Origin of the sequence: Thermoanaerobacterium sp. R66, from assembly GCF_028895185.1 — a bacterium.
GTDB lineage: Bacteria > Bacillota > Thermoanaerobacteria > Thermoanaerobacterales > Thermoanaerobacteraceae > Thermoanaerobacterium.
This window is the reverse complement of the sequence record NZ_JAEUWW010000001.1, coordinates 665,178-679,588: the sequence shown is the minus strand read 5'-3', so window position 1 is coordinate 679,588 and position 14,411 is coordinate 665,178. Positions and strand designations below refer to the sequence as shown.

Genomic DNA, 14,411 nt, shown 5'->3' with positions numbered 1-14,411 from the left:
GTGCCCACTCACTTTCTATTTTTTATTTTTCTTAGAATTAGATGGGAAAAATTCTATACCTGTATTTTTTTCAAACCACGCCAAAAGTATGCCAACAGCAAAAATGATTGATTGGCTTTTATACATTCCTAAATTTTTCCCTAAAGATTTACCACCAATTGTAACCGCTGATAGTATTCCTCCAAAAATAGTCGCATAAATAGTGCTTTTAGTGCTGGAAATTGACAACTTAGCAATTATGCTGCTTAATGCAGCACCAGATACTATTCCACTTATATCGCCAATTATGTCGTTGCAAATATTTGTAACGATATTTGCATTTCGTATCAATTTAATCGATTGCTTAGCTCCAAAAACCTTATTTGATGCCATAGAATGAAAAGGTTCTTCAGTTCCTGTTGCAACAGCTATACCAATTATGTCAGATAAAACTCCTATAAATACTATAACCAACAATACAAAAAAAGCAATTATTATATTGCTTCTCTTTAACAAAACATCCGACGAAAAATTCAATATTACGGCAAAAATAAAGCTAAAAATGAAGGCATTTATAGTCCACTTGTAATTTATATTAAACTTTTTAGATTTCATTAATAAAATCCTCCTATGTACTTGAAGTGGTAGCATATTGAGTAAATTTTGTGGCTTAGGTCCAGCAGGGTTTCCCCTTCAGGCACCAACTGTCGCCATTTGGCGGTTTCCCTTTAAGCCTGAATCTACTTTGTCGCCAAAAGTATGACTGGATTACCACTTAGTCCACACTGTAATCCTCAATATGCCTCCTTCGAGCAGCCTAGGAGCTTTCCTCGACGGTTTGTTAATTCCTATCCTCTTTTGCAACTAAGGTTTCATCAGCAATAGCTTTAACTTAAGAGCTCTTTAAGTTAAAGTTCAGTCTGATAGCCACCTTAATCACTCAAGGCAGGCTACACTACCCACAGCTTTATTACCGCATGGTAGGTTCACCCTATGCCGTAGCACATTATGCCACGGGAATAGGTCTCCACGAAAAGGGGGTCAATGCCCACATGCCATTGCAGGTTGCCCCTCTTTTCTTAACTCCCAGCACAAGCCCTCGATTGGGCATCAAAAGCCAGCACCAGGAACTTCATCGATATGCCTTTAACGGATTTTTAGGCCCGTCTTCGGAATTAACAATACCGACTAGGATACTGCACCACTTCATGTCGATATTGATTATAGCATTTTTATGTGTTTGTATCAAATATAATAATTGTTCAAGTTTTGTTGCTAAGAGCTAAATGTATTGCATAATAACATGCTGCACATATTAATTTAATCTATGCTTTCTTATGCTCTAACTATCTCTCTCTGCCATGTACTGAGTAAGATTTTTTAAGAATTCACCCTTTTCTCCAAAACTGTCTAATATATTAATTGCTTTTTCAGTCAACTCATTTACAAGATCTATAGAACGTTGTAATCCCAGTACGCTTACAAACGTGGATTTCCCATTCACTATATCACTGCCAATATCTTTTCCAAGTTTCATTTCGTCTCCTAAAATATCTAAAATATCATCTTTTACCTGAAACGCAAATCCTAAATATTCTGCGTAACTGTTTAATTTTTTTAAAGTATCATCATCTGCACCACCCATTATCGCTCCTGCTAAAATTGAAGCTCTTATTAAAGCACCTGTTTTATGGTCATGCATGAATTTCAAATCATCTATGCCAATTTCTTTGTTTTCTGATAGTAAATCTACAACTTGCCCTGCTATCATTCCACGGCATCCTGCCGCACGGGCGATTTCGTCAGCGGCCTTTAAAATGTTTTGACTTTTACTTGAGTTCAGTGCTTGTTGAATCAATACTTCAAATCCATAATTTAGCAAAGCATCGCCAGCAAGAATCGCAATCGCTTCACCATAGACTTTGTGATTTGTAGGTTTTCCACGCCTTAAATCATCATTGTCCATTGCAGGCAAATCATCATGAATCAGCGAATAAGTATGTATAAATTCTATTGCACACGCAACTGCCAGTGCATCTTCTTTATTCCCACCTACTAATTCGCAAGCAGATATGCAAAGTACAGGCCGAAGCCTTTTGCCACCAGCAAAAACACTGTACCTCATAGCTTCAAACAAGACTTCTGGCCTATCAGTTAATGATAAAAATTCATTTAACCCTTTATTAATATATTCTATCTTTTCTCTAAGAATGTCATCAAACATCTTTGTCCTCCTCAAAATTAAATGGTATTTCTTCATTTTCATTAATGAGCATTGTTATTTTACCTTCAATATCATTTAGCTCTTTATTCAATTTCTGAGATAATTCAAGACCTTCTTTGAATAGTTTAAAAGATTCTTCTAAAGACAGATTGCCATCTTCTAATTTTTTTACAATATCATCTAACTTATCCATACTTTCTTCAAAGTCCATATTTTCGCTCATATCTCATCACCTCATTGACAGTACAAAGTGCTTCGCCATCTTCAAACAAAAGGTATATTTTATCATCTGATGAAATATCATTAGCCTTTGTAACTAAATTGATTTTGTCTTTATCCATCGTCATTGTGTATCCTCGCTTTAAGACATTTAGCGGACTCAAAGCATTTAGTTTTTCTACAAGACTTATATACTTGCTCTTTTTGTCTTTTAATATTTTGTAGATACTATCTTCCATAATTCTATTTAGAGTATTTAAGCGTTCTTTCATCTGCCGATTTTTGATAATTGGGTTTTTACCTATTACAAGCTTCTTCAGATTATTGAGGCGATATCTCTTTTTATCAATTATTGACAATATATAGCGATATAAACTTCTTTTATAGTTTTTAATTTTTTCGTTGTAAAAATTAACATCAGTTACTGCCAATTCTGCTGCTGCAGATGGCGTTGGCGCTCTTAAATCTGCAACAAAGTCAGCTATCGTAAAATCAGTCTCATGTCCTACAGCAGATATTACAGGTATTCTGGAATTATAAATGGCTCTTGCTACTATCTCCTCATTAAAAGGATAAAGATCTTCAAATGACCCGCCGCCTCTACCTAATATAATCAAATCCACATCGCTTCTTTTATTAACCTTTATAATAGCTTCCACAATTTCTGAGGAAGCTTTAGTTCCCTGAACTAATATCGGAACCACCATGATATCTATCGACGGCTTTCTCCTTCTTAAAATATTTATAATATCGTGAACAGCCGCACCTGAAGGTGATGTAATCACCGCAACTTTTTTTGGATTTTTAGGAAGATTCTTTTTCTTATCTAACTCAAACAAACCTTCACTTTTAAGCTTTTGCTTTAATCTCTCAAAAGATAAAAAAAGAGAACCTAATCCTTCAACTTCAATATTAAAAACATGTAATTGAAACGAACTGCTTTTCTCATAAACGTAAACTCTACCGGTTACAATTACAGACATGCCATTTTTTACTTCCACATTTATGTTATCGATATAATCTTCAAAAACAACGCATTTTAAAAAGGAATACTCATCAGCTAATGTAAAATAGAGTGCTTGTCCTCTAAAATACAAATTTGATATTTCGCCTTTTACCATTACATGTTTTAATATTATGTCGCCTGTAACTATGTTTTTTAAATAATCATTAACTTGTTTTACCGTAAGAGTTTTTAATAGCATTTTTATATGCCTCCAATGTATTTGATAAGACTATGGACGTCGTTACAGGACCAACTCCACCAGGAACTGGTGTTATATAGCTGCATAAATCCTCTACACTTTGAAAATCACAGTCACCGTATATTTCTCCATTGTGTTCATTTATTCCAGCATCAATCAGTATAGTGCCTTTTTTTACCATATGACCATCTACAAGATTTCTCCTACCTACTGCTAATACTAACACATCCGCTGTTTTAGTATACTCATCTAAATTCAATGTTTTCGAATGGCATTGAGTAACCGTCATATCAAGATCCAGCATCAATTTAGCAACTGGTTTTCCCACTATATTGCTTCTTCCAACGACAACAGCATGTTTTCCAGTGTAATCAACATCCAAACTTTTCAAAATTGTCAAGATAGCATAAGGTGTACATGGCAAATAGAGAGGATTACCCGAAAATAAGCGTCCCATATTGTATGTCGATATACAATCTACATCTTTTATGGGATTAATAAGATCGTAAATTCTTTGCGCATTATATGATTTTGGAAGAGGCATTTCTATCATTATACCATGAATACTATCGTCTGTATTTAGCTCATTTAATTTTTCTAAAAATTTGTCTTCTTCATCATCGTTAAAAAAATATGTATAAGCATCAATACCAACATTTGCACAAGCTTTAAGCTTAGTATTTGCGTATATCGTAGAAGCTTCATCATTTCCAGCAACGAGAATCGCAAGTTTTGGATGATAATTTTTTTCAAGTATTTCGGATTTTACTTTTTCTCTTATTGATTTCGCGATATTTCTACCATCAATCACCATTTATATCACCGCCAATGATATCCCTTACTAAATTCCCCAAAATTCCGTTTATAAAAGCCGGCGATTTCTCAGTGCTGTACTTTTTGGCAATCTCCACTGCTTCATTAATAGAAACACTGCTTGGTATATCAGCAGAATATAGTATTTCGTAAAAACTGCATCGCATTATTGCTAAATCAATTTTTGCTATTCTATTAATATCCCAATTCTTAAGATACTTTTTAATTTTTTCATCAATATTATCAAGATTTTTAATTACGCCAAAAAACGCATTTTCTATATAATCTTTCTCATTCCCTGGATCATTGTCCTCAAGGAATTTATCGAAAATTTTTTGAGACTCCAGCTTTGATATGTCGTATTGATATAATAGTTTTACTAACCACTCTCGAGCTTGCGTCCTGTTCACATTTTTCAACTCCTCTAATCGTAATTTGCTAATTACATTTTATCCATTAAAATTAACCCTCTGCATTAAGAGGGTTTAAATATCATTTATTTTCTTTTGGAGGTTCTTTGGACTTTTGTTCTTTCTCCATGTTTACTCCTTGAATATGTATGTTGACTTCTACAACTTTAAGTCCTGTCATTGTTTCTATTGCCTTCTTAACATTCTCTTGTACATTCCAAGCTATTTCAGGTATTCTCACACCATAGTCAACTACAATGTACAAATCAATGGCCGCTTCTTTTTCACCAACTTGTACCTTCACACCTTTTGATAAATTCTTCCGACCTAACATTTCAGTTATTCCATTGACAACTCCACCACTCATTCCCGCTACACCAGGAACTTCTGTAGCAGCCAATCCCGCTATAACAGCAACAACATCATCTGATATTTTAATCGTTCCAAATTCAAGTTCTTGGCTTATATTTTCCTCCATAATAACACTTCCTTTCAATAGATATTATATCAGACAATCAAATATTTTACAATTATGACTAATTCATTCTATTCATTATTTTTATGTTATCAAGAGGAAAACCTGTTTGCTGAGATACAACATCTTGTATTTTTGCAACTTCCTGTGCTGATAATTTATCAGCTTGCACTATGACATTTGCAGTATTGTTGTCAATCAAAACTATAGCATCTTGAAATCCTTTTGCTTTAATCAAATTCTCTAATATCAATTCCTTTTGATTCGTCTCTGTCAACTTGATAATTTGTTTTTGAGCTTCATCCCGAGTCTCCTGGCTTGTATTCTTGTTATTTACTATTTCTTGCAAAGCCTCTAAACTACGGCTTCTGTTAATATCTCTGTCTTGTCTATATGAAGCAAATAAACCACTGGATAATGTTGTTGTCACTTCGGATTGCTCATTAGCTGATGAAGAACTAGAAACCTTGCTATTGTCTATCAATTGTGAATTTAAGCTATTTTTGCTTGAAGTATTTTTATTAATTCCGTTTTGATAATTATAATTGATTACAAAAGCTATCGCTATAAGCAAGACCAATGATGCTATTGCTATAGATTTTTTCTTTAAATACATCATAATAGACCCTCCTAAATTTTATTTTGAAGATACGACTTTAACTTTATATGCGGGAATGCCCAATGCTGTCTCAACAGCCGTCATAAGTTCATATTGAACATTTGGATCTTTTGCGCCATCAGCGACGACGACAACACCCCTTACCTCAGGCATTACTTTTTTTAATATCATAGGTTGATTTTCTCCACTGGTATTTTGTGAAGTAACAATTTTGTTATCCGTCTCACTTTGAATGGTTATCCTCGTGCCTCCATTGCTGTCCTTTTCGTTGGTGGTAGTTTCTGATTGTACTGTATCCATAGCTGCTACTATTTCTTCATCAGAGTCCAAAGTGACAAGCACATCTACATTGCCAGCTCCATGAATTCTGGATAGTATTTCCTTTAATTCAGATTCCAATTTACTTGCATAATCATCATTTGTGATTTGCGTTTCAACCATTTGTTTATCTGAACTTTTATTTGTTGGTTTAGGCTTAAAAAAGATGCTGGCCCCAATCAAAATAATCAAACCAATAATGAAAATTACAGTCAAATCTTGTATAGTCTTATTATCAGCTTTTAAAATTTTTTGCTTTAGTTTATTAAAATCCACAATTTTATCCCCCTTTCATTTTATCTTTCCTCTATAGTTATATTCTTTAATGGTACATTATAGAATTTACTTAAATCGTTTTTGATGTTATCAATCTTACTCGTCTTTTCATTTGCTTTACTCACTTCAATTGAAATATTTCCACTGCCGTTTGATGTTTCATTTTTGTCATTAAAAATTGTTATCTTGATTTCTTTTACTATTCCAAATCTCTTATCATTTAAATCGTCAATTATTGATGATTCCACCTCTACATCAGAGGCACTTACCATAGATAATATTCTCTCTTTTATCTGATCATTTAGCCTTTTTTTATACTCATCGACTATAAGCTTATTTCTTTCCACCTCCGCTTGCTTAGTCATTCCACTTATGTCTACATTGTTATAGTTATACTCTTTTTCTAAAGCACTATTTATGTTGATACCGCTTTTAATAAATCCTAATACTGGATTTATGATTGCGATCATGATTGTCAGACCTATTACTACCTTTACGTATTTTTTCATGCTTGACGATGGTATTAAAAGTTCAAATATTATAGCCAATATTGAAATATACGTTATTTGAATTATCCATCTTTTTACTTCATCCAAGAAATTCATCCCCTTTGTAACCTATCTCATCATGACGCTGATACTTGATGCGTTAATTACGGCTGTTATGGCTAAAAACATCATTACGGTTACAGATACTAATGCAGCAAACACATATGCAACAGATGTTGAAATATCAGACAAAAAATCAACTATTTTTTTGTCAGCAATGGGCTCTACGACTGCGGCAGAAAGTTTGTATATAATCATTACTGAAAATATCTTTATGATTGGTACTATAGCCATTAAAATTATAGCTATCAATCCAAAAGTGCTTATTGCACCCTTTATTAGAAGCGATGCACTCATAATTGTATCTATGCTATCAGATAATATGCTACCTACAACTGGCAGAAATGTTCCTACTGCGTATTTAGTTGTTCGCGAAATTACCCCATCCGCTAATGATGATGTAATGCCTTGAATAGTTAAAACACCTATAAAAATGCTTAGTAATATTGAAATTGACGCTGTACAAATTGTTTTAAATAAATCTGCAAGTTTGTTTAAAGTAAATTTATCAGAAATTCGGCTTATTATCCTAATTGCCGTCATAAATAAAATTGCAGGAAGAATAAAATCTCTTATTTCTTTGGCTGTAAATTCGACAACCATTACCAATGCTGGCTGAAAAAAGGAAGCAGATACAAAAGCACCAACCGAAGCCAACATGGTAATCAAAACCGGCAATATTGCTTGCATAAAATTGACCATACTATCTATCGCATCTTTTCCGATATTTAAAACGCTCATAAAGCTTTTAATCGCAACTATAACTAAGACAATGTAGACAGCTATATGGGCTACTTGGCTTATGCCTCCATTTTCAAACGAATTTTCTAAATTAGTTAGTACAGCACCGATAATTGATAATAGGATAAGCTGTACTAAAATTTCAACGGATGCTTTGACTTCATTGAAAAAAATATTTAGTACACCATTGACAATGTTTTTAACGCTAAATGTCTCCTTTCCATTTAAAAGATTGTACAAATATGTTTTAACGTCTGTTATTTGAAACGCATTGCCATTCTTCTCATTTATTCCCTTGATCAATGAGTCAATTTGACTTGTATCTGCATTGCTTATTTGGCTGTATAAATCGTCTTTTGTGTCAGCGTAAATCTTTATTGGAAACATTGATATTGTCATTAATATGAAAATTAAACATAAAGCTTTTCTCATGTTTATCACCTCACGGCAGTATGGAGACAATAGTGTCCACCAATGCTATAATAATTGGAAGAGACAAAAAAATGATTATTATTTTCCCTGCTAATTCGATCTTTGTAGCTATATTTTTTTCATCTGCATCATTTGAAATCTGTACTCCTAATTCTGCAATATATGCGACTCCTATTATTTTAAGAATTGTTTTTACGTAAATGCTGTTTATGCCGCTTTTGTCTGCAATTGTATTTAAAACCGTTATTATATTGCTGATTTTTGGGACTATGATAAAAAATATAAGTATGCTGGCTGATAAACTTATTATGATCGCCACATCTTCAAAATTCTCTCTAAACAGTGAAAGGATTATTACACATATGATACCAATTGCTACAATCTGAATGATTTCCATAAAAGATTTCCTTTCGTTTGTTAATATATTCAATACAACTGAAATATTGTTTTTACGGCAGTAAATAGATTGTTGATCATTGTAATTACCATCATCAACACAACTACTACTCCTGCTAATGTAACCATCATGGCTTGTTCCTCTCTCCCAGACCTTATAAGAATTTGATTAAGAACGGTAACTAAGATTCCGATTGCAGCAATTTTAAAAATTATATCTATGCTCAAAATCACTACCTCCCTCTATAGAAATATGATAACTACAGCAATTCCTATCAATATGCCAAGGTTCTTATACAATCTTTCATTTTTTCTGCTTGACTCCTCAGCGTCAATAAGCTGTTTTTTTAATAACTCAGAAGCCAATTTAAAATTCTTTTCTTGATTATATATATCTGAATTCCCGAGGCCATTGCCGAACGATTTTAGTATTTTTATGTCATCTTGACTTAAATTTATGTTTTCAACTTTATTAAGGGCAATTTCCCACGCTTCACCAGCCGTATACCCTTCATTAGAATTTAAAATTTGAGATACTAATAAAAAAAATCTTCCTACGCCTGATTCTGATGTTTCAGACAATTTAGCAAATGCTTCAGACAATGTTACTTGGCTGTAGGTTATTTCAGTTATGAGTAAGTTTAGGCTGGATAAAAAAGACCTTAACGTTTGTCGTCTTAATGTATATTTAAGTGATTTCATATAACCTATCATAGCAGAGGAAATTAAAACTAAAACCATTCCAACGATCTTCAGCATATTGTCTTACATTCCTTTCTATAAGGGCCTTTAAAAATCGTATTAAAATCTCTGTCAAGAATGGCTTCTATAGTGCCTGCTCCTAATTTACGGCTTAAAATCACATACCTATCAAATTCTCTATTATTTAACATTTCATCAATGTACTTTTTCCTCACTACATCTTCTACGTCATTTCCATGGACTGTCGTAATTATACTTACTCCTGCATTAAGTGCTTCGTGAATAGATGCTATATCTTCAACTTTACCTATTTCGTCAGTTATTATGGCTTTTGGTGACATAGATCTTATCATCATTAAAATGCCAATATGCTTTGGACATAAATCCAATACATCCGTTCGATATCCTACATCGTTTTGCGGAATGCCTTTAAAACATGCAGCTATTTCTGATCTTTCATCTACAATTGATACTTTCTCTCCACGAAAATTCAATTCAGGCATTCCATTGCTAATATTGCGAGCTATATCTCTTATAAGTGTTGTTTTGCCGCATTGTGGAGGCGAAATTATCAACGTATTATTCACTACGTCTGGATATTTTACAATGTACCTCATTATTTCATCTGAAGAACCAATACATTGACGCATTATTCTGTAATTGAGGCCAGATATATTTACAATTGTCTTTACAGATTCACCATCAAGGACACATTTACCACATATTCCTACTCTATATCCACCTTTTATAGTAATGTATCCATTTCTCAGCTCATTCTCAAAAGCATATATGGATGATTTGGAGATAAGCTGCAATGCTTTTTCACAATCTTCATTTGTAACTATATACGCTAAATTTGGGGAATTAACTACATTTCCATCCGCAGATAAAAACCTTTCTTGATTATTCGCATAAACCGTCAACGGTCTATCAATTCTAAGCCTTATTTCCTCCAATCCTTCTTTCAAATGATCGCTTAACTTGATAATTATGCTTCTGATATTCAACGGTAGAGAATACAATAGATCATCGTAATTTTTGCTTTTGTTTATCATTACATGTCCTCCTCTCTACAAAAATTATATTTAGGAGTACGAATATTTATGAATAAAAAAATGCCCACTAAATAATTTAGTGAGCATTTTTGCGCTATTTGATTTTAACAGCTATTCTTTGTCATCATCTTCATATATTATTACATCTTTTACGTTAACTGTCTCATTGCAATGAGGGCAGACAATTTCCGCGTCTTCATCGTCTAAAAGCTCATCTTCTACACTCATCAGCATGTGACAGTTGGGACATTCAACTTCAACATAATCGTACTCATCATCAGATTCATCATCGTATATTTCACCTTCTACTTCTGACAAATCTTCATCAATGGCACCTACATAATCATCAAGTTCTGATTGTGAGGCCTCAAGATCATTAATAGCATCTGCAAAGTCCTCCAGCGCATCAATGATGGCAATTAACACTTTGCCTTCCTTTGATTTTTCATCAATTTCCAACCCATCTACTAAGCCTCTTAAATACGATATGCGCTCATACAAGTACTCCATCTTACATACCTCCTCCTTTACTATTATTTTTTAAAAGGTGCAAAACTATACTCTTTCCAGATACTCTGATGTCCTCGTATCAATCTTTATAACATCACCTTGATTTACAAACAGCGGAACTTGAATGATAGCTCCTGTTTCAACTTTAGCAGGTTTTGAACCACCTGTCGCAGTATCGCCTTTAAATCCAGGTTCCGTTTCAACAACTTCTAATTCTACAAAAGTAGGAGGTTCTACTGAAAAGGCCTCACCTTTATAGAATTTTATTGTTGCTATCATATTCTCTTTTAAAAATTTCATGGCATCTTCGACTTTTTCGTAATTCAAAGGAATTTGTTCATATGTCTCAGTATCCATGAAGTAGTATAGATTGCCGTCATTGTAAAGATACTGCATATCTTTTCTTTCTATGACTGCCTCGTCAACTTTTTCAGTGGGGTTAAAAGTTCTCTCTACAACAGCACCTGTTATGACGTTTTTCAGCCTTGTTCTGACAAAGGCAGCTCCTTTTCCCGGCTTTACGTGTTGAAAGTCCACAACCGTAAAAACTTGACCATCAATGTCAATAGTCATTCCTTTTCTGAATTCTCCTGCTGATACCAATTAAAATCCCTCCATCATTAGTTAAACTTCAATTAATTCCTTTGGCGAATTTGTCAAATCTATAACGCCATCCTCTTTTAATAATACCATATCTTCTATTCTAACGCCAGAGAAATTAGGAATATATATCCCTGGTTCAACTGTAACAACCATTCCAGCTTTTAATAAATTCGTCTTTTTGGGACCCATAAAAGGATTTTCATGTATCTCCAATCCTACGCCATGGCCTAATGAATGACCAAAATAATCACCATAGCCTTTATCTATGATTACCTTTCTTGCAAGATAGTCACCATCTTTTTCTATCATGCCAGCTTTTAAATTATTGATCGCATTTATCTGCGCTTCTAAAACTACATTGTAGATTTCTCGCTGCTTGTCATTCGCTTTTCCGATGACCACAGTTCTTGTCATGTCAGAACAATATCCATTTACCTTGCACCCATAATCAAATGTCACAAAATCGCCATATTCGATGATTTTATCAGAAGCTTTTCCATGCGGCATCGAAGACCTTTTGCCAGATGCAACTATAAAGTCAAACGATTTTTCTTCTGCTCCAAGCTTTTTCATGTAATATTCCATTTCTAAAGCCACATCTTTTTCTCTCATCCCAGGCTTTATAAAACTCAGAAAGTATTTAAAAGTTTCATCTGTAATATACTGTGCCCTTTTGATATTTTCTATTTCTGTCTCATCCTTTATCTCTCTTAAAGATTCCACAAAACCATTTTCAGGTTTTAGCTCTACTTGTAAAATGTCTTTCAATTTATTGTACTGTTCAAAAGTTATGTAGTTTCCCTCAAATCCAAGTTTGTCAATACCCATATTTGATATGCAATCTCTTATCGCTTCAAAAATATCTGATTTGTGTTCAACTATTTTAAAGCTTTTAACTTCATATGAAGCCTGCTCAGTATACCTTGAGTCTGTAATAAAATAAGACTCATTGAGACCTACAATAGCAACGCTATCGTCACCTGTAAATCCAGTCAAATATGTTACATTTACAGGTTTAAAAATCAAAAAGCCATCTAATCCCTTTTCAACTAACAAATTTTTCGCTTCATTTAATCTGTTTTTCAAAATATCACTCCTTTAAATTATCTTCTAATAATTTAACTGCATTTAAAGCTAAGACATAGCTAAAAGGTCCAAAACCTGATATCTGCCCAAGACATTTAGTAGCAGTCACAGAAACGTGCCGAAAATCTTCTCTCTTTTGTATGTTGGAAAGATGCACCTCTATTACTGGTATATCTATAGCACCTATTGCATCCATTATTGCATAGCTATAATGTGAGTAAGCACCAGGATTTATTATTATAGCATCAAAATTATTCTTTGCAGAATGAATAAAATCTATGATCTCACCTTCGCTATTAGACTGCTGTATTTTAACAGCCAAATCAAGTTTTGAAGCTTCTCTTTTAATTATATTGTTTATTTCATCAAAACTTACCTCTCCGTAAATGCTTATCTCTCTGCTACCCGTAAGATTCAAATTCGGCCCATGTATAATAAGAACTCTCTTCATATTAAAAACCTCACTTTAAAATTTATTCTCTTATTTGACCATTCCCTAAAATTACATATTTATATGTGGTCAATTCTTTAAGCCCCATCGGCCCTCTCGCATGCATTTTTTGTGTGCTAATGCCTATTTCAGCGCCAAATCCAAACTCTCCTCCATCAGTAAATCTTGTAGATGCATTTACATATACCGCTGCTGAATCAACTGATTTCAAAAATTTCATTGCATTTGTATAGTTTTCTGTAATAATGCTTTCAGAATGACCCGAAGAATATTTAGCTATATGGTCAATAGCTTCATCAATGCTTTCCACGACTTTAACAGCTAGTATCAAATCTAAATACTCTGTTTTCCAATCGTCTTCAGTCGCTTCTTTTACATCAGTACAGATGGATTTTGTCATGCTACAACCTCGTATTTCTACCCCTAAAGATGTAAGTTTATTCACCATAGCAGGCAAAAAGTTTTCCGCCAAATCTTTATGGACAAGAACTGTCTCAATAGCATTACATACACCGGGTCTTTGAGTTTTAGCATTTACAATGATATTGATGGCTTTTTCAAAATCAGCATCTGAATCAACAAACACGTGACAATTTCCTACTCCAGTTTCAATAACAGGTACCGTTGAATTTTGTATAACATTTTGTATTAGATTCGCACCACCCCTTGGTATAATTAAATCTATCTTACCATTTAATTTCATCATGCGATTTACTTCTTCTCTATCTGTATTTTCAATAAGTTGAATGGCTCCTTTTGGAATGCCACATTCTTCTGCTGCGCTTGAAATAACCTTAACAATGGCTATATTGGAGTTTATTGCATCACTGCCACCTTTTAATATAACTGCATTTCCAGATTTTAAACACAATCCTGCAGCATCGGCTGTTACATTTGGCCTAGATTCGTAAATTATGCCTATGACTCCAATTGGACAGCGCATTTTCCCGATTTGAAGACCATTAGGCCTTTTCCACATTTCTTCTATGTTTCCAACAGGATCTGGTAACATGGCTATCTCTCTAAGTCCATTTGCCATACCTTCTATCCGCTTTTCGTCTAACTTAAGCCTATCAATTAATGATTCTTTCACTCCCTTAGTTTTTGCAATCGAAACGTCTTTTTCGTTTGCTTCTAATATTTCGCGCTTATTTTCCACAAGCTTCAAAGCCATATTTTTAAGCGCTTCATTTTTAATGTTTTCATCAAGAATTGCAAGTATTCTTGATGCCTTCTTGGCAGCATCTGCCTTTAAATCGACTTCCATATTTCTAATCCTCCTTACACAA

20 protein-coding genes are annotated in these 14,411 nt (G+C 33.7%); all 20 read right to left on the bottom strand.

Features of this window, described 5'->3' with window-relative positions; genetic code table 11:
- Positions 1–15: 15 nt before the first annotated feature.
- Entirely contained in the window at positions 16–594 is a 579-nt protein-coding gene (locus tag JJQ93_RS03275) for a hypothetical protein (RefSeq protein WP_274892746.1), read from the bottom strand.
- Positions 595–1,321: 727 nt separating this feature from the next.
- Positions 1,322–2,203, bottom strand: coding sequence for a polyprenyl synthetase family protein (locus tag JJQ93_RS03270; protein ID WP_274892745.1), 882 nt, complete (start codon positions 2,201–2,203; stop codon positions 1,322–1,324).
- Complete coding sequence (gene xseB / locus JJQ93_RS03265) at positions 2,196–2,426, bottom strand: exodeoxyribonuclease VII small subunit (RefSeq protein ID WP_274892744.1); 231 nt, start codon at positions 2,424–2,426, stop codon at positions 2,196–2,198. Before xseB ends, JJQ93_RS03270 begins: the two co-directional genes overlap by 8 nt.
- Positions 2,404–3,627, bottom strand: coding sequence for an exodeoxyribonuclease VII large subunit (gene xseA / locus JJQ93_RS03260; protein WP_274892743.1), 1,224 nt, complete (start codon positions 3,625–3,627; stop codon positions 2,404–2,406). Before xseA ends, xseB begins: the two co-directional genes overlap by 23 nt.
- Entirely contained in the window at positions 3,593–4,441 is an 849-nt protein-coding gene (locus JJQ93_RS03255; protein WP_274892742.1) for a bifunctional 5,10-methylenetetrahydrofolate dehydrogenase/5,10-methenyltetrahydrofolate cyclohydrolase, read from the bottom strand. The genes xseA and JJQ93_RS03255 overlap by 35 nt, the downstream gene beginning before the upstream one ends.
- Positions 4,431–4,850, bottom strand: a complete 420-nt coding sequence (gene nusB, locus JJQ93_RS03250; RefSeq protein ID WP_274892741.1) for a transcription antitermination factor NusB — start codon at positions 4,848–4,850, stop codon at positions 4,431–4,433. The genes JJQ93_RS03255 and nusB overlap by 11 nt, the downstream gene beginning before the upstream one ends.
- 82 nt (positions 4,851–4,932) lie before the next feature.
- A complete protein-coding gene (locus JJQ93_RS03245; protein ID WP_013787958.1) occupies positions 4,933–5,328 on the bottom strand; it encodes an Asp23/Gls24 family envelope stress response protein in 396 nt (131 codons plus the stop codon).
- Positions 5,329–5,386: 58 nt separating this feature from the next.
- On the bottom strand, positions 5,387–5,944 hold the full coding sequence (locus JJQ93_RS03240) for a SpoIIIAH-like family protein (RefSeq protein WP_274892740.1): 558 nt from the start codon (positions 5,942–5,944) through the stop codon (positions 5,387–5,389).
- A gap of 18 nt (positions 5,945–5,962) precedes the next feature.
- The gene (gene spoIIIAG / locus JJQ93_RS03235; RefSeq protein WP_274892739.1) at positions 5,963–6,538 is read right to left on the bottom strand and encodes a stage III sporulation protein AG; all 576 of its coding nucleotides are present in this window, start codon (positions 6,536–6,538) and stop codon (positions 5,963–5,965) included.
- A gap of 20 nt (positions 6,539–6,558) precedes the next feature.
- Positions 6,559–7,143, bottom strand: a complete 585-nt coding sequence (spoIIIAF, locus tag JJQ93_RS03230) for a stage III sporulation protein AF (RefSeq protein ID WP_274892738.1) — start codon at positions 7,141–7,143, stop codon at positions 6,559–6,561.
- Positions 7,144–7,155: 12 nt separating this feature from the next.
- Positions 7,156–8,319: a stage III sporulation protein AE gene (gene spoIIIAE / locus JJQ93_RS03225; protein ID WP_085111867.1), complete on the bottom strand. Its 1,164-nt coding sequence runs from the start codon at positions 8,317–8,319 to the stop codon at positions 7,156–7,158.
- Between the two features lie 10 nt (positions 8,320–8,329).
- Positions 8,330–8,716: a stage III sporulation protein AD gene (gene spoIIIAD, locus JJQ93_RS03220; protein WP_013787953.1), complete on the bottom strand. Its 387-nt coding sequence runs from the start codon at positions 8,714–8,716 to the stop codon at positions 8,330–8,332.
- A gap of 29 nt (positions 8,717–8,745) precedes the next feature.
- Positions 8,746–8,943 (bottom strand): stage III sporulation protein AC, encoded by a 198-nt coding sequence (gene spoIIIAC / locus JJQ93_RS03215; protein WP_013787952.1) that lies wholly within the window; start codon positions 8,941–8,943, stop codon positions 8,746–8,748.
- A gap of 15 nt (positions 8,944–8,958) precedes the next feature.
- Positions 8,959–9,474, bottom strand: a complete 516-nt coding sequence (gene spoIIIAB / locus JJQ93_RS03210; protein ID WP_274892734.1) for a stage III sporulation protein SpoIIIAB — start codon at positions 9,472–9,474, stop codon at positions 8,959–8,961.
- Positions 9,468–10,472: a stage III sporulation protein AA gene (spoIIIAA, locus tag JJQ93_RS03205; RefSeq protein WP_274892733.1), complete on the bottom strand. Its 1,005-nt coding sequence runs from the start codon at positions 10,470–10,472 to the stop codon at positions 9,468–9,470. Before spoIIIAA ends, spoIIIAB begins: the two co-directional genes overlap by 7 nt.
- Positions 10,473–10,583: 111 nt before the next feature.
- A complete protein-coding gene (locus JJQ93_RS03200) occupies positions 10,584–10,982 on the bottom strand; it encodes a CD1247 N-terminal domain-containing protein (RefSeq protein WP_274892732.1) in 399 nt (132 codons plus the stop codon).
- Between the two features lie 45 nt (positions 10,983–11,027).
- Positions 11,028–11,585, bottom strand: a complete 558-nt coding sequence (gene efp / locus JJQ93_RS03195; protein ID WP_013787948.1) for an elongation factor P — start codon at positions 11,583–11,585, stop codon at positions 11,028–11,030.
- Between the two features lie 21 nt (positions 11,586–11,606).
- A complete protein-coding gene (locus tag JJQ93_RS03190) occupies positions 11,607–12,671 on the bottom strand; it encodes a M24 family metallopeptidase (protein WP_274892731.1) in 1,065 nt (354 codons plus the stop codon).
- A gap of 4 nt (positions 12,672–12,675) precedes the next feature.
- On the bottom strand, positions 12,676–13,122 hold the full coding sequence (aroQ, locus tag JJQ93_RS03185) for a type II 3-dehydroquinate dehydratase (RefSeq protein WP_013787946.1): 447 nt from the start codon (positions 13,120–13,122) through the stop codon (positions 12,676–12,678).
- A 22-nt stretch (positions 13,123–13,144) separates the two neighbouring features.
- Positions 13,145–14,398, bottom strand: a complete 1,254-nt coding sequence (locus JJQ93_RS03180; RefSeq protein WP_274894043.1) for a glutamate-5-semialdehyde dehydrogenase — start codon at positions 14,396–14,398, stop codon at positions 13,145–13,147.
- Between the last annotated feature and the right edge of the window lie 13 nt (positions 14,399–14,411).